Annotated in this window: 13 protein-coding genes and 2 pseudogenes; 9 read left to right on the top strand and 6 right to left on the bottom strand. The window is 71.4% G+C overall.

All coding sequences use genetic code 11. The features are described 5' to 3' along the window. Window positions 1-324: 324 nt before the first annotated feature. From ACIQ8J_RS23360 to ACIQ8J_RS23375, 4 genes and pseudogenes are all read right to left on the bottom strand, one after another. Window positions 325-945, bottom strand: coding sequence for a response regulator (locus ACIQ8J_RS23360; protein ID WP_403266244.1), 621 nt, complete (start codon window positions 943-945; stop codon window positions 325-327). Further along, window positions 942-2,160 (bottom strand): annotated as a pseudogene (locus ACIQ8J_RS23365) (sensor histidine kinase). Before ACIQ8J_RS23365 ends, ACIQ8J_RS23360 begins: the two are co-directional and overlap by 4 nt. After that, window positions 2,157-3,002 carry an ABC transporter permease gene (locus ACIQ8J_RS23370; protein WP_403266246.1) on the bottom strand — a complete coding sequence of 282 codons (846 nt, stop codon included), beginning with the start codon at window positions 3,000-3,002 and terminating at the stop codon, window positions 2,157-2,159. Before ACIQ8J_RS23370 ends, ACIQ8J_RS23365 begins: the two are co-directional and overlap by 4 nt. Beyond that, complete coding sequence (locus ACIQ8J_RS23375; RefSeq protein WP_403266249.1) at window positions 2,999-3,868, bottom strand: ABC transporter ATP-binding protein; 870 nt, start codon at window positions 3,866-3,868, stop codon at window positions 2,999-3,001. The genes ACIQ8J_RS23370 and ACIQ8J_RS23375 overlap by 4 nt, the downstream gene beginning before the upstream one ends. Window positions 3,869-4,013: 145 nt before the next feature. Between ACIQ8J_RS23375 and ACIQ8J_RS23380 the strand changes: the two genes are divergently transcribed. Both ACIQ8J_RS23380 and ACIQ8J_RS23385 read left to right on the top strand, forming a co-directional pair. Continuing rightward, window positions 4,014-4,652 (top strand): vitamin K epoxide reductase family protein, encoded by a 639-nt coding sequence (locus ACIQ8J_RS23380; RefSeq protein WP_403266252.1) that lies wholly within the window; start codon window positions 4,014-4,016, stop codon window positions 4,650-4,652. Between the two features lie 56 nt (window positions 4,653-4,708). After that, window positions 4,709-6,064, top strand: coding sequence for a replication-associated recombination protein A (locus tag ACIQ8J_RS23385; RefSeq protein WP_403266255.1), 1,356 nt, complete (start codon window positions 4,709-4,711; stop codon window positions 6,062-6,064). A 32-nt stretch (window positions 6,065-6,096) separates the two neighbouring features. Here ACIQ8J_RS23385 and ACIQ8J_RS23390 read toward each other — a convergent pair whose 3' ends face one another. Further along, on the bottom strand, window positions 6,097-6,780 hold the full coding sequence (locus ACIQ8J_RS23390; RefSeq protein WP_403266257.1) for a DUF2470 domain-containing protein: 684 nt from the start codon (window positions 6,778-6,780) through the stop codon (window positions 6,097-6,099). Between the two features lie 222 nt (window positions 6,781-7,002). On the opposite strand from ACIQ8J_RS23390, the gene rpsD reads away from it, so the two are divergent. Continuing rightward, window positions 7,003-7,617, top strand: a complete 615-nt coding sequence (gene rpsD / locus ACIQ8J_RS23395; protein ID WP_053723667.1) for a 30S ribosomal protein S4 — start codon at window positions 7,003-7,005, stop codon at window positions 7,615-7,617. Window positions 7,618-7,646: 29 nt separating this feature from the next. On the opposite strand, the pseudogene ACIQ8J_RS23400 reads toward rpsD, so the two are convergent. Continuing rightward, window positions 7,647-9,812 (bottom strand): annotated as a pseudogene (locus ACIQ8J_RS23400) (ATP-binding protein). Between the two features lie 158 nt (window positions 9,813-9,970). Between ACIQ8J_RS23400 and ACIQ8J_RS23405 the strand changes: the two are divergent. The 6 genes from ACIQ8J_RS23405 (at window position 9,971) to ACIQ8J_RS23430 (ending at window position 16,551) form a co-directional block, all read left to right on the top strand. Then, complete coding sequence (locus tag ACIQ8J_RS23405) at window positions 9,971-10,435, top strand: DUF948 domain-containing protein (RefSeq protein WP_403266259.1); 465 nt, start codon at window positions 9,971-9,973, stop codon at window positions 10,433-10,435. Window positions 10,436-10,442: 7 nt separating this feature from the next. Then, the gene (locus ACIQ8J_RS23410) at window positions 10,443-10,769 is read left to right on the top strand and encodes a DUF6167 family protein (protein WP_403266262.1); all 327 of its coding nucleotides are present in this window, start codon (window positions 10,443-10,445) and stop codon (window positions 10,767-10,769) included. Next, window positions 10,769-13,438 carry an alanine--tRNA ligase gene (gene alaS, locus ACIQ8J_RS23415; RefSeq protein ID WP_403266264.1) on the top strand — a complete coding sequence of 890 codons (2,670 nt, stop codon included), beginning with the start codon at window positions 10,769-10,771 and terminating at the stop codon, window positions 13,436-13,438. The genes ACIQ8J_RS23410 and alaS overlap by 1 nt, the downstream gene beginning before the upstream one ends. Then, entirely contained in the window at window positions 13,438-13,902 is a 465-nt protein-coding gene (gene ruvX / locus ACIQ8J_RS23420) for a Holliday junction resolvase RuvX (protein WP_399051145.1), read from the top strand. The genes alaS and ruvX overlap by 1 nt, the downstream gene beginning before the upstream one ends. 101 nt (window positions 13,903-14,003) lie before the next feature. Continuing rightward, the gene (gene mltG / locus ACIQ8J_RS23425; protein WP_403266267.1) at window positions 14,004-15,728 is read left to right on the top strand and encodes an endolytic transglycosylase MltG; all 1,725 of its coding nucleotides are present in this window, start codon (window positions 14,004-14,006) and stop codon (window positions 15,726-15,728) included. After that, on the top strand, window positions 15,709-16,551 hold the full coding sequence (locus tag ACIQ8J_RS23430) for a shikimate dehydrogenase (RefSeq protein ID WP_403266270.1): 843 nt from the start codon (window positions 15,709-15,711) through the stop codon (window positions 16,549-16,551). Before mltG ends, ACIQ8J_RS23430 begins: the two co-directional genes overlap by 20 nt. The last annotated feature ends 57 nt before the right edge of the window (window positions 16,552-16,608 follow it).

Raw genomic sequence — 16,608 nt, forward strand, 5'->3', positions numbered from 1 at the left:
GGGGGGGGGGGGGGGGGGGTGGGGGGGGGGGGGGGGGGGGGGGGGGGGGGGGGGGCGGGGGGCGGGGCCCCGCCCCCCCCCCCGCCCTGCGGGACGACTGCCCACAGCAAGGGGCTATTTCAAGCCCCTCCGGCGCTTGAGGAGCGGGGTCCGGGGCGGAGCCCCGAGGCGGGGTGCAGGGGCGCAGCCCCGCGGGGGTCCGGGGGCAGAGCCCCCGAGGGGGTGCAGGGGGCGGAGCCCCCGCTCGGGGTCCGGGGCGGAGCCCCGGGAGCGTGACCTCCCTACCCCCACCCCCGGAGGGTTTGGGGAAGGGGCGGGGTGGGGTCAGAGCAGCCCCAGCCGCATCGCGCTGGTCACCGCCGCCGTCCGGTCATCCACCCCCAACTTCCCGAAGATCCGCACCACATGCGTCTTCACCGTCGACTCCGCGACGAACAACCGCCGCCCGATCTCCGCGTTCGTGCACCCCTCGGCCGCCAGCCGCAACACCGCCACCTCCCGCTCGGACAACCGCGGCCGCTCCGGCTTCGTACGGAGCTGGTCGACCAGCCGGGCCGCGACCGAGGGCGCCAGAACCGTCTCGCCCCGCGCCGCCGCCCGTACCGCCTGGGCCAGTTCGCCCCGCGCCAGGTCCTTGAGCAGATAGCCCGCCGCCCCCGCCTCCACCGCCCGCAGAATGTCCCGGTCCGTTTCGTACGTCGTCAGGACGATCACCCGGCACGGGAGGTCCGCCGCGGTCAGCCGGCCGATGGACTCCACCCCGTCGCCGCCGGGCATGCGCAGGTCCATCAGCACGATGTCCGGCCGGAGCTCCGCGCACAGCGCCTCGGCCTGCGGGCCGTCGGACGCGTCGGCCACCACCTCCAGATCGGGCTCGGCGGCGAGCATCCCGCGCAGGCCCTCCCGTACCACCGGGTGGTCGTCGGCGAGCAGGATGCGGATCACGGAGAACTCCTCAACGGCGTTGCGGGGACGGGAAGTCGGACGGTGACCGTGGTGCCGCCGCCCGGCGCGCTGCGGACCTCCGCGGTGCCGCCCACCTCGGCGGCGCGGGCCCGCAGCCCGGCGAGGCCGTACCCGGTGCGCGGCGCCGAGGTCGAAGCCGCCGCCCTCGTCCCGTACGGAGACGGTCAGCGCGGCCCGGCCGTATGCGAGGGCCAGCCGCACCGGGGCTCCGGGGCCCGCGTGCCTGCGGGCGTTGGACAGGGCCTCCTGGCAGGAGCGCAGGGCCACCACTTCGAGTCCGGCGGGCAACTCCCGTACGGCGCCCGTGACTTCGAGCCCGGCCGGGGGATCGTGCCGGGCCGCGAGACGGCGTACCGCATCGGGAAGGGAGGTCCCGTCCAGGTCGGCGGGGGTGCCGCCGGCGACCAGGGCGCGGGCCTCGGCGAGGTTCTGGCGGGCGGTGGACTCCATCAGGTCGAGATGGCGGCGGGCCAGCGGAACGTCGTGGTCCAGTTCCGACTGGACGGCCTGCACCAGCATCAGGACGCTGGTGAAGCCCTGGGCGAGGGTGTCGTGGATCTCCCTCGACATCCGCTCCCGCTCGGCGAGCGCGCCGCGTTCCGCCGAGAGCCGGGCCACCTCCTCCCGGCTCGCCTCCAACTCGCCGATCAGGGACGCCCGTTCCCTGCTCTGCTCGATGATCCGGATGATCCAGGCGCCGAAGAAGCCGGAGAAGGCCAGCGTCGCCACCGCGAAGACCGCGTTGAAGAAGACCAGGTGCGCGCCGGGCCGCCAGATCAGCGCCCAGCCCGCGACGGGGACGACGTTGACGATCGCCATCGTGATCAGCGCGCGGCGCAGCGGCAGGAGCATGAAGCAGGGCGGTGCGAGCGCGAAGGCGATGAGCCGGGTCTCGCCGACCAGGAAGGCGGGCGGCAGGAAGATCACCACCGAGGCGATGACGTAGCGCAGCGACTGCCGCTCGTCGGCGCCGTCGCTGAGCATCGCCGGACGCCCGGCCCGCAGGTACCAGGGGATCAGCAGCGACATCAGCGCCACCGCGGTGATCCGGTACCCCAGCGCCGGGACGTCGGTGCCGAGCACGAACACCGCGGTCGTCAGCCACACCACCGCGAAGTACGCGTCCCACGGCAGGAACGAGCGGTCCCACACGTGGGTGTCGCGCGCTCCCGCCGCCCGTGCGAACCCGGTCAGCCGTCGCTGCGGCTCTTCCACCTGAAGGTCAGCACGCACAGCAGCAATCCTCCAATGCACCAGGCGCCGAGGACCAGCGCGATCCGTCCGAATTCCCAGTTCCCCGCCTGTTCGAGCACCGCGGCGGACTGCGGCAGGAACACCCCCCTGAAGCCCTGGCACATCCACTTCAGCGGGAAGAGCGCGCTGATGTCGAGCAGCCAGTTCGGCACGGTGCCCACCGGGATGTAGACGCCGGAGATGAACTGGAGGACCAGGAAGGGCAGTACGACCACCGAGCTCGCGCTCCTGCCCGACTTGGGCAGGCTGCTGATCGCGATGCCGAGCAGCGCGCAGCCGGTGATGCCGAGGACGAAGATCCAGGAGAAGTCCAGCCACTTCGTCGCGGTCGACGGCAGATCGAGCCCGAACAGGGTGGAGCCGAACAGCAGCAGCACGCCCGTCTCGGCGACACCGGTGGCGAGCACCAGCCAGACCTTGCCGAGGAAGTACGCGGTCGGCGGCATCGGTGTGCCGCGCAGCCGGCGCAGCACCTTCTCGTCCCGCTCGATGGCTATGGAGATGCCGAGCGACTGGAAGCTGACCGACATGATGCCCGCCGCGATCATGCCGGCGGCGTAGAGCTGCGAGGCGGTGATCCCGGCGTCCTTGACCTGGCTGCTGAAGATCGACGCGAACAGGGCGAGGAAGACGACCGGGAAGGCGAAGCTGAAGATCACCTGGTCCCGCTGGCGGACGAACTGCCTGATCTCCAGGGCGCCGCGGCTCAGGCCGAGCGACCAGGTGCCCGGCAGCCGGGGTTTTGCGGTGCGGGACGGGGCGAGCGTGCGGGTGGCGGTCATCGCGCTTCCTCCTGCTGTGGGCCGAGCTGCCCGGTGAGCCGCAGATAGACGTCCTCCAGGGTGGGGCGGCCGACCCTGAGGCCCGGGATCTCGCCGTCGAATCGGTGCATGAGCGCGGCGACGGTGCGGGTCGGGGTCTCGGTGCGCACGCTGCGGGCCGAGCCGTCGGGCTCGGTCCACTCGACGGTGGCGCCGGTGCCGAAGCGCTGCCGCAGCTGGGCGGGTTCGCCCTCGGCGACGACCTTCCCGCCCGCGATCACCGCGAGCCGGTCGGCGAGCGCCTCCGCCTCCTCCAGGTAGTGCGTGGTGAGGACGATGGTGGTGCCCTCGTCGGCGAGCAGCCGGATCAGCTCCCAGAACTGACGGCGGGCCGCCGGGTCGAAGCCGGTCGTCGGCTCGTCCAGGAGCAGCAGCTCCGGGTCGCCGATCACGCCGAGCGCCACGTCGAGCCGCCGCCGCTGGCCGCCCGAGAGGCTCTTGATCCGGGCATCGGCCTTCTTCTCCAGGCCGACCAGCGCGATGACCCGCTCGGGATCGCGCGGCGCCGGATAGTAGCGGGCGAAGTGGTGCACGCTCTCGCGGACCGTGAGCTCGGCGGGCGCCGACTCGTCCTGCCACACGATGCCGACCCGCGAGCGCCAGGCCCGCCCGGCGGTCGCCGGATCCGCGCCGAGTACGCAGACCTCGCCGCCGTCCCGGTCGCGATGGCCCTGCAAGATCTCCACCGTGGTGCTCTTGCCCGCCCCGTTGGGGCCGAGGATGCCGAAGACCTCTCCGCGCCGGATGCCGAGGTCCAGTCCGTCGACCGCGGTGACCTCGCCGTACTGCTTGCGAAGTCCGCGTACGTCAACCGCCAGTTCTGTCATGGCAAAGAGCGTCCCGCGGTACCGGCGGCTCCGGCACCCTCGTGCGTACCTCCTTATGTCCATCGAACGGTGGACAGCGCCCCGGGTGCGGCAGAATGAGGCTGCCCAGCAGGCCGAAACGATGACGGGATGACGGACCGGCGCTATGACCACAACAGTTGACGACGTCTCCTCCGACTCCGACCACCGGGAGGTGAGCACCAGGGGGACGATCGGCGGCACCCGCGCCTTCGCCTGGCTGCTCGTGATCACCGGCGCGGCCGGACTGCTCGCGGCCTGGGTCATCACCCTCGACAAGTTCAAGCTCCTAGAGAACCCGAACTTCGTGCCGGGCTGCAGCCTCAACCCGGTGGTGTCCTGCGGCAACATCATGAAGAGCCATCAGGCAGCGGCCTTCGGCTTCCCGAACCCGATGCTGGGCCTGGTCGCGTACGGCATCGTCATCTGCGTCGGCATGAGCCTGCTGGCGGGCGGCCGCTTCCGCCGCTGGTACTGGCTGACCTTCAACGCGGGCACGCTGTTCGGCGTCTGCTTCGTCAGCTGGCTCCAGTTCGAGTCGCTGTACCGGATCAACTCGCTGTGCCTGTGGTGCTGCCTGGCGTGGGTCGCCACCATCCTCATGTTCTGGTACGTGACGTCCTTCACCCTCCGCAAGGGCCTGCTGCCCGCGCCGCGCTGGGCGAAGAACTTCCTGTCCGAGTTCACCTGGGTGCTGCCGGTGCTGCACATCGGGATCATCGGGATGCTGATCCTGACCCGCTGGTGGGACTTCTGGACCAGCTGACCGGCGGTTTCGCAGCGCCGAGGGCGTTGTCAGTGCGGTGACATAGGGTTCTTGACGTGGAACCCGACCTGTTCACCGCAGCCGCAGAGGACCGCCAGGAGAAAGACCCGGCGGGCAGCCCTCTGGCCGTACGGATGCGCCCGCGCACCCTGGACGAGGTGGTCGGCCAGCAGCACCTCCTGAAGCAGGGCTCGCCGCTGCGGCGGCTGGTGGGGGAGGGCGCCGGCGGGCCCGCCGGTCCGTCCTCGGTGATCCTGTGGGGCCCGCCTGGCACCGGAAAGACGACGCTCGCGTACGTGGTGTCGAAGGCCACGAACAAGCGGTTCGTGGAGCTCTCCGCGATCACCGCCGGGGTGAAGGAGGTCCGCGCGGTCATCGACGGCGCGCGCCGGGCCATCGGCGGCTTCGGCAAGGAGACCGTCCTCTTCCTGGACGAGATCCACCGCTTCTCCAAGGCCCAGCAGGACTCGCTGCTCCCGGCCGTCGAGAACCGCTGGGTCACCCTGATCGCGGCGACCACGGAGAACCCGTACTTCTCGGTGATCTCCCCCCTCCTGTCCCGCTCCCTCCTGCTCACCCTCGAACCGCTGACGGACGACGATCTGCGGGCCCTGGTGCGGCGGGCGCTCACGGAGGAGCGAGGTCTCGGCGAGGCGGTCACCCTGCCCGCCGACGCCGAGGCGCACCTGCTGCGCATCGCGGGCGGCGACGCGCGCCGGGCGCTGACCGCGCTTGAGGCCGCGGCCGGTTCGGCCATCGCCAAGTCCGAGCCGGAGATCACCCTCCAGACCGTCGAGGAGACCGTCGACCGGGCCGCGGTGAACTACGACAAGGGCGGCGACCAGCACTACGACGTGGCGAGCGCGCTGATCAAGTCGATCCGCGGCTCCGACGTCGACGCGGCGCTGCACTACCTGGCGCGGATGATCGAAGCGGGCGAGGATCCCCGCTTCATCGCCCGGCGCCTGATCATCTCCGCGAGCGAGGACATCGGCCTGGCCGACCCTACGGCGCTGCCGACGGCGGTGGCCGCGGCCCAGGCCGTCGCCCTCATCGGCTTCCCCGAGGCGGCCCTGACCCTGAGCCACGCCACCATCGCGCTGGCGCTCGCCCCGAAGTCCAACTCCGCGACGACCGCGATCGCCGCCGCGATGGAGGACGTACGCAAGGGCCTGGCAGGCCCCGTCCCGCCGCACCTGCGCGACGGCCACTACAAGGGCGCGGCCAGACTGGGCCACGCGCAGGGGTACGTCTACCCGCACGACGTACCGGGCGCGATCGCGGCCCAGCAGTACGCCCCGGAGGCGGTGGCGGACAAGCGCTACTACGAACCGACGCGCTACGGAGCCGAGGCGCGGTACGCGGACGTGGTGGAGAAGGTACGGGAGCGCCTGGGCCGGGCCCAGGAGTAGCCCCGGGCCCGCGGGGGCCACGCCCTGTCGCCCTAGGGGGTGTCCGCCGCCGCGAAGAGCTGGTGCATCGCACGGCGCAGGGCCGTGATGTCGCCCACCGGCTCGGGGAAGTCGAAGCGCGCGTCGAAGGTGTGGCCGTCGGCTCCGGTGAAGCGGACCCGCAGGCCGAACCGGTCGAGCGCCAGCGGGGTGACCCGGGCCACGTCCTTCCGCTCCACCACGGAGCACAGCCGCCGCAGCTGCTCGCCGTGCGCCGAGTCGAGATGCTGGAGCAGCTCGGTCTCGTGCCGTACCAGCGGATCGGGCTCGGCCGCGGCGAACTCCTCGGCCTCCACCGCGCTCGCGCCCCACAGGTCGTCCACGTACGCCTCGCCGATTTCGAGGCGCAGCGTCGTGCGTCCCGGCCCCGCCCGGCCGGGCACCCGGGTCAGCCATCCGGAGATCCACGCGCGGCCCCGGATGCGGTGGGGGACGGACACCGGAGCCACGTCCGTGATCTCCAGAACCGCCGGGACCTCGTCGTCCTGCGCGTGGGCGGCGGCCCGTACGGCCGGGGCGTCGGCGGGGACGACGAGGAAGAGGTCGCCGTCCGGGCCGACGCTGTGGACGTCGGTCATCAGCTGCTCGGGACGGGCCCCTGCAAGGCCGGGAATGAGCAGCGCCGACGAGCAGGTACTATGTACGAGAGTTCGTGTGCGCTCGGCTGCTGACGGCATCCGTGCGATTTCAAGTCCGCTGGGACGCGGCTGACCACGATCTGATCGGACCTCCGTCACGTGCCCGGCTCCAGGGGAGCCGGTGGAGTCGACTCCTCCCGAGGGAGCAGGGTCGGCCTTCTTCGTGCTGTCCGTGATGTGACTGGTGTTCCCCGGACGCGACATGCGATCTCCTTGAGTAAGGTGAGCCTAACCTAACCCAACCATGGAGGTTTGGAGAACGTGCCTAACCAGTCGCGTCCCAAGGTCAAGAAGTCTCGTGCGCTCGGCATCGCGCTGACGCCGAAGGCCGTCAAGTACTTCGAGGCCCGCCCCTACCCGCCGGGCGAGCACGGCCGTGGCCGCAAGCAGAACTCGGACTACAAGGTCCGTCTGCTCGAAAAGCAGCGTCTGCGCGCCCAGTACGACATCAGCGAGCGCCAGATGGCGCGTGCCTACGACCGCGCCAAGAAGGCCGAGGGCAAGACGGGCGAGGCGCTGGTCGTCGAGCTTGAGCGCCGCCTCGACGCCCTGGTTCTGCGTTCGGGCATCGCCCGCACCATCTACCAGGCCCGCCAGATGGTCGTGCACGGTCACATCCAGGTCAACGGTGGCAAGGTCGACAAGCCGTCGTTCCGCGTCCGTCCCGACGACGTCGTGACCGTCCGTGAGCGCAGCCGCGAGAAGGTCCCCTTCCAGGTTGCCCGCGAGGGTGGCTACGCCGGCGAGGGCGAGACCCCGCGCTACCTCCAGGTGAACCTGAAGGCCCTGGCCTTCCGCCTGGACCGCGACCCGAACCGCAAGGAAATCCCGGTCATCTGCGACGAGCAGCTCGTCGTCGAGTACTACGCCCGCTGATCCGGACGCAGTACCGGAGCCTCAGCGCTTCAGCCCGCCGTCCCCCCGCTCCGCACGGAGCGGGAGGCGGCGGGCTTCCGCATGTCCGGGCCCCTCGTGCGGCGGCGCCCCGGAGGCCCGCGCCGCGCGCGCCGGAGCCAACTCCCGTACGCCGCCGCCCTCGTGGCCCAGCGCTCGCGCCACCGCCGCGGCCGTATCGAGCCGGGCGCCGCGCCGCCGGTGCTCCAGGTACACCGTGTCCCCGAGCCGCTCCCTGGTCCGCTCCTCGCACAGCACATGGGCCGCGTAGAAGTACGCCGAGCCGAACAGCGGCAGACCCACCGACGGCCAGATCCGCTCGGCGGCCCCTTGCAGCACGGCCGCCTCCACCGGATCCCCGGCGTCCACCGCGACCAGCGCCAGCATCTCCAGGGTGAGCACCGTGCCCACCAGATCGTGGAAGGCGTGGTTGACGGCAAGGGTCTCCCGGAGCAACCTCCGCGCGCGCTCGCCCTCCCCGCCGTGCCAGGCCGCGTACGCCAGGACGTACAGCGCATAGGCGCGGGCCCAGCGCTCCCCGTGGTCCTCGCAGGCCGCCACGGCCTCCTCGCAGAGCGACACCGCTTCGTCGAGCCGGCCCCGGAAGCCCGCCGCCATCGCCAGCTCGATCCGGCACATCAGGACATTGCTGCTGAGCTCGCCGACCTCCTCGTAGCCGGCCAGCGCCGCGCGCAGCAGTTCCTCGGCGCGCGGCAGGTCGTCGGTGACCAGGGCCAGACAGCCGGTGCGGTGCACCGCGTACGCCGCGGCCACCGCGTCGCCGCCCGCCTCGGCCCCCTCGCGGCACTCGTGCAGCGCGGCGATCGCCGCCACCGCGTCGCCCTGGAGCACCGCCACATGGCCGAGCACCCACAGTGCCTTGAGGCGTGAACTGTCGTACTCGCTCTCGGCCTCCAGGGCGTTCGCGAGCCAGTGCCGACCCTCCGAAAGACGCCCGCAGCCGACCCAGTAGAACCAGAGCGTGCCCGCCAGGTACTGCGCCAGGTGCGCGTCCTGCGCACACTGCAGCGAGAAGTCCATCGCGGCCCGCAGATTGGGGAGTTCGCGCTCCACGCGCGCAGCGACCTCCGCCTGGCGTGGGCTGAACCAGTCCAGCTCGCACCAGGTGGCCAGACCCAGGTACCAGTCGCGGTGGCGCCGGTGCAGCCGGTCCGCGTCGCCCGTCGCCGCCAGCCACTCGGCACCGTACTCGCGCACCGTGTCGAGCAGCCGGTAGCGGACGCCGTCCGGGGCGTCCTCGCGCACCACCACCGACTGGTCGACCAGCTCGCCCAGCACGTCGAGCACCTCCTCCTGCGGCAGATCGGGGCTCACGCAGATGTACTCGACGGCCTCCAGGTCGAAGGGCCCGGCGAACACCGAGAGCCGGGCCCACAGCAGCCGCTGCTCCGGGGTGCACAGCTCATGGCTCCAGCCGATGGTCGTCCGCAGCGTCTGGTGGCGCGGCAGCACACCCCGGCCGCCGCCGGCCAGAGCCGGAACCGGTCGTCGATCCGGCGCAGCAACTGCTCCACCGAGAGCGCCCCGAGCCGTCCGGCCGCCAGTTCGAGGGCCAGCGGAATCCCGTCCAGGCGGCGGCACAGCTCGGCGGCCGCCGCCTCGTGCCCGCCGGTCGGCCGCTCGCCCGCCCGGCCCTCGGCGGCGCGGTCGCAGAAGAGCCGTAACGCGTCCTCGTCGTTCAGCGGCGCCAGCGCGAGCACCTGCTCGCCCTCGATCCTCAGCGGCAGCCGCCCCGCGGCGAGCACCCGCAGCCCGGGAGCGCCCCGCAGCAGGTCCCGTACGAGGCCGGCGCAGGCGTCCACCAGCTGCTCGAACCCGTCCACCACCAGCAGGAGTTGACGGTGCGCGAGGTGGTCCAGCAGCACCTCGCGCGGCGCTCTCGCGGTGTGGTCGGTCAGGCCGAGGGCCTCGGCGACGGCGTGGTCGAGCAGGCCCGGGTCGCTCAGCGCGGACAGCTCGACCAGTCGTACGCCGTCGAAGTACCGTTCCTGCTCAGCCAGGGCGGCCGCGGCCCGCAGCGCGAAACGCGTCTTGCCGACCCCGCCGACGCCGGTCACCGTGACCATGCGCGCTGCGGAGAGCAGTCGGTCCAGCCGGGCCAGTTCATGATCCCGGCCGACGAAGCGGTTCAACTCGGCGGGCAGATGGGAGCGCATGGAACACGCAGCGTACTCAGGGGTGTGCACTGCGTACAATCCGCTTGCCCGAGCCCGGCCGCGGCGGCCCGGAACGCGGTACGGGAAGCCACCCCCGGCGCGATAGGGTCGGAGGACGACTTTTTTCGAGTTCCGACGGGTTGCGGGGAGCGGTGCAAGTGTCCGGTGGAGAGGTGGCCGGGATCCTGGTGGCCGTCTTCTGGGCGATCCTGGTGTCCTTCCTCGCGGTCGTTCTCGTGAGGCTGGCCCAGACGCTCAGGGCGACGACCAAGCTGGTCGCGGACGTGACCGAGCAGGCGGTCCCGCTGCTCGCGGACGCCTCCACCGCGGTGCGCTCCGCACAGACCCAGCTCGCCCGGGTCGACGCCATCGCCTCGGACGTCCAGGAGGTCACCTCCAACGCGTCCGCGCTCTCCACCACGGTCGCCTCCACCTTCGGCGGACCGCTGGTGAAGGTGGCGGCCTTCGGGTACGGGGTGCGCCGGGCGATCGGGCGCAAGGGTGCCGCCCCGGCCGATGTGCCCGAGGGACCGAGCCGCCGTCAACGAGGCAATGACGCCAGTCACACCGTGATCGTCGGGCGGACCGTGCCGTCCGCGCGGCGGTCGAAGCGAAAGGGCTGACGCTGCGATGTTCCGCCGTACGTTCTGGTTCACCGCGGGCGCGGCCGCCGGCGTCTGGGCCACCACCAAGGTCAACCGGAAGCTGAAACAGCTCACCCCGGAGAGCCTGGCCGCGCGCACCGCCGACAAGGCGGTCGAGGCCGGCCACCGGCTCAAGGACTTCGCCCTCGACATCAAGTCCGGCATGGCGCAGCGCGAGGCCGAACTCAACGACGTCCTGGGCATCGGCGAGAGCGAGCCGCGCGAACTCCCCGCGCAGCGCCGCCTCGTCGCCATCGAGACCACGAAACAGCAGTACACCAAGCATTCGTACAACCGGAATGAGGACCACTGATGGAGTCGGCCGAGATTCGCCGCCGCTGGCTGAGCTTCTTCGAGGAGCGCGGGCACACCGTCGTCCCTTCGGCGTCGCTCATCGCGGACGACCCGACTCTGCTGCTCGTCAACGCGGGCATGGTCCCCTTCAAGCCGTACTTCCTCGGTGAGACCAAGCCGCCCGCGCCGCGCGCCACCAGCGTGCAGAAGTGCGTGCGCACCCCGGACATCGAAGAGGTCGGCAAGACCACCCGGCACGGCACGTTCTTCCAGATGTGCGGCAACTTCTCCTTCGGCGACTACTTCAAGGAAGGCGCCATCAGTTACGCCTGGGAGCTGCTCACCAGCCCCGTGGCGGACGGCGGCTTCGGCCTGGAGCCGGAGAAGCTCTGGATCACCGTCTACCTCGACGACGACGAGGCCGAGCAGATCTGGCGCGAGAAGATCGGCGTGCCGGCCGAGCGCATCCAGCGCCTGGGCAAGAAGGACAACTTCTGGTCCATGGGCGTGCCCGGACCGTGCGGACCCTGCTCCGAGATCAACTACGACCGCGGCCCCGAGTTCGGCGTCGAGGGCGGCCCGGCCGTCAACGACGAGCGGTACGTGGAGATCTGGAACCTGGTCTTCATGCAGTACGAGCGCGGCGCCGGCGAGGGCAAGGAGGACTTCCCGATCCTCGGTGACCTGCCGTCGAAGAACATCGACACGGGTCTCGGTCTCGAACGCCTCGCGATGATCCTGCAGGGCGTGCAGAACATGTACGAGACCGACACCCTGCGCGTCGTCATGGACAAGGCCACCGAGCTGACGGGCGTCCGCTACGGCGACAAGCACGAGTCCGACGTCTCGATGCGCGTCGTCGCCGACCACATCCGTACGTCCGTGATGCTCATCGGCGACGGCGTGACCCCCGGCAACGAGGGCCGCGGCTACGTGCTGCGCCGCATCATGCGCCGCGCCATCCGCAACATGCGGCTGATGGGCGCCACGGGTCCGGTCGTCCAGGACCTGGTCGACGTCGTGATCAACACGATGGGCCAGCAGTACCCGGAGCTCGTCACCGACCGCAAGCGCATCGAGACCGTGGCCGGCGCCGAGGAGGCCGCCTTCCTCAAGGCCCTGCGCGGCGGCACCAACATCCTCGACACCGCCATCACCGAGACCAAGGCCACCGGTGGCACGGTGCTGGCCGGCGACAAGGCGTTCCTGCTCCACGACACCTGGGGCTTCCCGATCGACCTCACCCTGGAGATGGCCGCCGAACAGGGCCTCTCGGTGGACGAGGACGGCTTCCGCCGTCTGATGAAGCAGCAGCGCGACCAGGCCAAGGCCGACGCCAAGGCCAAGAAGACCGGTCACGCCGACGTGTCCGCCTACCGCGAGGTGGCCGACCGGTCCGGCGAGACCGACTTCACCGGCTACACCCACACCGGGAACGAGTCGACCATCGTCGGCCTGCTGGTCGACGGCGTGCCCTCGCCGGCCGCCACCGAGGGCGACGAGGTGGAGGTCGTCCTCGACCGCACCCCGTTCTACGCCGAGGGCGGCGGCCAGCTCGCCGACCAGGGCCGGATCAAGCTCGACACCGGCGCGGTCATCGAGATCCGCGACGTGCAGAAGCCGGTTCCCGGCGTCCACGTCCACAAGGGTGTCGTGCAGGTCGGCGAGGTGACGGTCGGCGCGTCCGCGTACGCCGCCATCGACACCAAGCGCCGCCGCGCCATCGCCCGCGCCCACTCCGCCACGCACCTCACCCACCAGGCGCTGCGCGACGCGCTCGGCCCGACGGCCGCCCAGGCCGGCTCCGAGAACTCGCCGGGCCGCTTCCGCTTCGACTTCGGTTCGCCCGCCGCCGTTCCCGGCACGGTCCTCACCGACGTCGAGCAGAAGATCAACGAGGTCCTGGCCCGCGAGCTGGACGTGCAGGCCGAGGTCATGTCGATCGACGAGGCCAAGAAGCAGGGCGCCATCGCCGAGTTCGGCGAGAAGTACGGCGAGCGGGTCCGCGTCGTGACCATCGGCGACTTCTCCAAGGAGCTGTGCGGCGGCACCCACGTCCACAACACCGCCCAGCTGGGTCTGGTGAAGCTGCTCGGCGAGTCGTCCATCGGCTCCGGCGTGCGCCGCATCGAGGCCCTGGTCGGCGTCGACGCGTACAACTTCCTGGCCCGCGAGCACACGGTCGTCGCCCAGCTCCAGGAGCTGGTCAAGGGCCGCCCCGAGGAGCTCCCGGAGAAGATCTCCAACATGCTCGGCAAGCTGAAGGACGCCGAGAAGGAGATCGAGAAGTTCCGCGCCGAGAAGGTGCTCCAGGCCGCCGCCGGTCTCGTGGAGTCCGCCAGGGACGTACGCGGTACGGCGCTGGTCACCGGCCAGGTGCCGGACGGCACTTCCGCCGACGACCTGCGCAAGCTGGTCCTCGACGTGCGCGGCCGGATCCCCGGGGACCGCCCGGCGGTGGTGGCCCTGTTCACCACGGCCAACGGCCGCCCGCTGACCGTCATCGCCACCAACGAGGCCGCCCGCGAGCGCGGACTCAAGGCCGGTGAGCTGGTCCGTACCGCCGCCAAGACCCTCGGCGGCGGCGGTGGCGGCAAGCCGGACGTCGCGCAGGGCGGCGGCCAGAACGCGGACGCGATCGGCGACGCCATCGACGCCGTCGAGCGCCAGGTCGCCGAGACCGCCTGATGCGACGAGGACGCCGACTGGCGATCGATGTCGGCGACGCCCGGATCGGGGTCGCCTCGTGCGACCCCGACGGGGTGCTCGCCACGCCGGTGGAGACCGTGCCGGGACGCGATGTCCCGGCCGCCCACCGGCGGCTGCGGCAGCTCGTCGCGGAGTACGAACCGCTCGAAGTGGTCGTCGGGCTGCCCCGCTCCCTCAACGGGGGCGAGGGCCCGGCGGCGGCCAAAGTCCGCGTGTTCGCCCAGGAGTTGGCGCGCGGCATCGCGCCGGTCGGGGTGCGTCTCGTGGACGAACGGATGACGACGGTGACGGCGAGTCAGGGGCTGCGCGCCTCCGGCGTGAAGTCCAAGAAGGGCAGGTCCGTGATTGACCAGGCCGCCGCAGTGATCATCCTTCAGAACGCGCTGGAGGCCGAACGGGTGTCGGGCAACGCCCCCGGCGAAGGCGTCGAAGTGGTTATCTGATCGCGATACGGTAACGTTCCGCGCGATGCGGAGGCATTCGAACAGTCGCCGCACAGTAAAAGAGGCGGACCGTCCGGATGCCTCGCGGCTCTAGGGGACCGATGACTGAGTATGGCCGGGGCGCAGGCTCCGAACCGTGGCACCCAGAGGATCCCCTCTACGGGGACCAGGGGTGGGGAGGGCAGCAGGCTGCCTCCGGTCAGGCTCCGCACGGCGGCGGGCAGCAACCGCCGCAGCAGTACCACCCGCAGCAGCCGCAGGACCAGTACGCGCAGCATCCGCAGGGCCAGTACGTTCCCCAGCCGCACTACGCCGAGCAGCCCCAGCAGGGCTACCCGCAGCAGCAGTACCCGGCGCAGCAGCAGTACCCGGACCGGTACGCACAGCAGCAACAGCAGCCCCAGCAGCAGTACAACGGGGGCTGGGACACCGGCCAGCAGGCCGCCATGCCGTACGCGGGCCCGCAGCCCGATGCCTACCCCAACGGCTATGCGGGCGAGGGCCATGACTTCTACGGCACGCCCGAGGCCTATCCGCCGCCGCAGCCGCCGGGCCAGCGGCAGGCGCCCACCGTGCCTGAGGTCCCCGAGCAGGGCCAGGAGTGGAACGCGGAGCCGGAGCCGCAGGAGGAGAACCACCCGTTCTTCACCGGCGTTGACGACAGCGAACGTGATGACGGCGATCCGGGCTCCGGCGGCAGCACCGGGGACGGCGGCGGCCGCGACCGGCGCGGCAAGACCAAGAAGAAGGGCAAGAGCGGACGCGCCTGCCTGGTTCTGACGGTCATCTTCGCCCTCGGTGTGGGCGGGGTCGGCTATTTCGGCTACGAGTTCTACCAGAGCAAGTTCGGCGCGGCCCCCGACTACGCGGGCGCGGGCACCGGCGAGACGGTCACCGTAGAGATCCCGACGGGTGCGGGCGGCTCCGAGATCGGCCAGCTCCTCAAGCAGGCCGGTGTCGTCAAGAGCATCGACGCCTTCGTCCAGGCCCAGAACGACAACCCCAAGGGCAAGACGATCCAGGCCGGCGCCTACACCCTGCAGAAGGGCATGTCCGCCGCCAACGCGGTCGCCCTGATGCTCAACCCGAGCAGCCGCAACGCGCTCATCATTCCCGAAGGCAAACGCAACGCCTGGGTCTACCAGCAGATCGACCAGCGGCTCGGCGTCCCCGACGGCACGACCAAGGACGTCGCGTTCAAGAGCGCCGACAGCCTGGGCCTGCCCGACTGGGCCAAGGGCCACAAGAACGTCAAGGACCCGCTGGAAGGCTTCCTGTACCCGGCGAGCTACCCCGTCGCCAAGGGCATGAAGCCCGCGGACGTACTGACGAAGATGGTCAACCGGGCCAGCTCCGAGTACGGCAAGCAGGACCTGGCCGCCGAGGCCAGGAAGCTCGGTGTGGACGGCCCCTGGCAGGTCATCACCGTCGCCAGCCTCGTGCAGGCGGAGGGCAAGACGCCCGACGACTTCCAGAAGATGGCCGAGGTCGTCTACAACCGCCTCAAGCCGTCCAACACCCAGACCAACCAGAAGCTCCAGTTCGACTCGGCGTACAACTACCTCACCGGCAAGAGCAACATCAAGATCAGCGAGTCCGAGATCAACAGCAACCCGGACCCGTACAACACCTACCGGCAGCGGGGCCTCACCCCGGGGCCGATCGGCAACCCGGGCAGCGAGGCGCTGGCCGCCACGCTCAACCCGACCACGGACGGCTGGCTGTACTTCGTGGCCGTCGACGGCGAGCACAAGACCGAATTCGCCAAGACCTACAGCGAGTTCCTCCAGCTCAAGGGGAAGTTCAATGGCCATACCGGCCAGTAGCGGGGCGCGCAGGGCGGCTGTCCTCGGCTCGCCCATCGCGCACTCGCTCTCCCCGGTCCTGCACCGGGCCGCCTATGCCGAACTCGGCCTCGGCCACTGGTCGTACGACCGTTTCGACGTGGACGAGGCCGGGCTCCCCGGCTTCGTCGCGGAGCTCGACGCGTCCTGGGCGGGGCTCTCGCTCACGATGCCGCTGAAGCGGGCGATCATCCCGCTGCTCGACGGGATCAGCGCCACCGCGGCCTCGGTCGAGGCGGTCAACACCGTCGTCTTCACCGACGACGGCCGTCGCCTCGGCGACAACACCGACATCCCCGGCATGATCGCGGCCCTGGGCGAACGCGGCGTGCGCACGGTCGGGTCCGCCGCCGTGCTCGGCGCGGGCGCGACCGCCTCCTCGGCGCTCGCCGCGCTCGCGCGCATCTGCACCGGTCCGGTCACGGCGTACGTGCGCAGCGAGGCGCGGGCCGAGGAGATGCGCGGCTGGGGCGAACGGCTGGAAGTCGACGTCCGCACCGCCGACTGGTCGCGGGCGGCGGAAGCCTTCGAGGCGCCGCTCGTCATCGCCACCACCCCGGCCGGCACCACCGACGCCCTGGCCGCGGCCGTACCCGAACACCCCGGCACCCTCTTCGACGTGCTGTACGAACCGTGGCCGACCGCGCTCGCGGCCGCCTGGGCCGGGCGCGGGGGAGCCGTCGTCGGCGGCCTCGACCTCCTGGTGCACCAGGCGGTGCTCCAGGTCGAGCAGATGACGGGCTGTGCGGCGGCCCCGCTCGACGCCATGCGCAAGGCGGGCGAAGCGGCTCTGGCCGCCCGTTAGCGACTCCTGAGCCGTTTTCGAGTCCGTCTGGTGGACCTCCGGCCGGGTCATCGGTCC

This window comes from Streptomyces sp. NPDC094147 (assembly GCF_044764265.1).
Lineage (GTDB): Bacteria > Actinomycetota > Actinomycetes > Streptomycetales > Streptomycetaceae > Streptomyces.

Bases quoted from the DNA above. Each gene is read 5' to 3' on its own strand.
- ACIQ8J_RS23380 (WP_403266252.1), top strand. From the start codon at position 4,014: ATGACCACAACAGTTGACGACGTCTCCTCCGACTCCGACCACCGGGAG.
- ACIQ8J_RS23410 (WP_403266262.1), top strand. From the start codon at position 10,443: ATGTTCCGCCGTACGTTCTGGTTCACCGCGGGCGCGGCCGCCGGCGTC.
- ACIQ8J_RS23430 (WP_403266270.1), top strand. From the start codon at position 15,709: ATGGCCATACCGGCCAGTAGCGGGGCGCGCAGGGCGGCTGTCCTCGGC.
- mltG (WP_403266267.1), top strand. From the start codon at position 14,004: ATGACTGAGTATGGCCGGGGCGCAGGCTCCGAACCGTGGCACCCAGAG.
- alaS (WP_403266264.1), top strand. From the start codon at position 10,769: ATGGAGTCGGCCGAGATTCGCCGCCGCTGGCTGAGCTTCTTCGAGGAG.
- ACIQ8J_RS23375 (WP_403266249.1), bottom strand. From the start codon at position 3,868: ATGACAGAACTGGCGGTTGACGTACGCGGACTTCGCAAGCAGTACGGC.
- ruvX (WP_399051145.1), top strand. From the start codon at position 13,438: ATGCGACGAGGACGCCGACTGGCGATCGATGTCGGCGACGCCCGGATC.
- ACIQ8J_RS23390 (WP_403266257.1), bottom strand. From the start codon at position 6,780: ATGCCGTCAGCAGCCGAGCGCACACGAACTCTCGTACATAGTACCTGC.
- ACIQ8J_RS23370 (WP_403266246.1), bottom strand. From the start codon at position 3,002: ATGACCGCCACCCGCACGCTCGCCCCGTCCCGCACCGCAAAACCCCGG.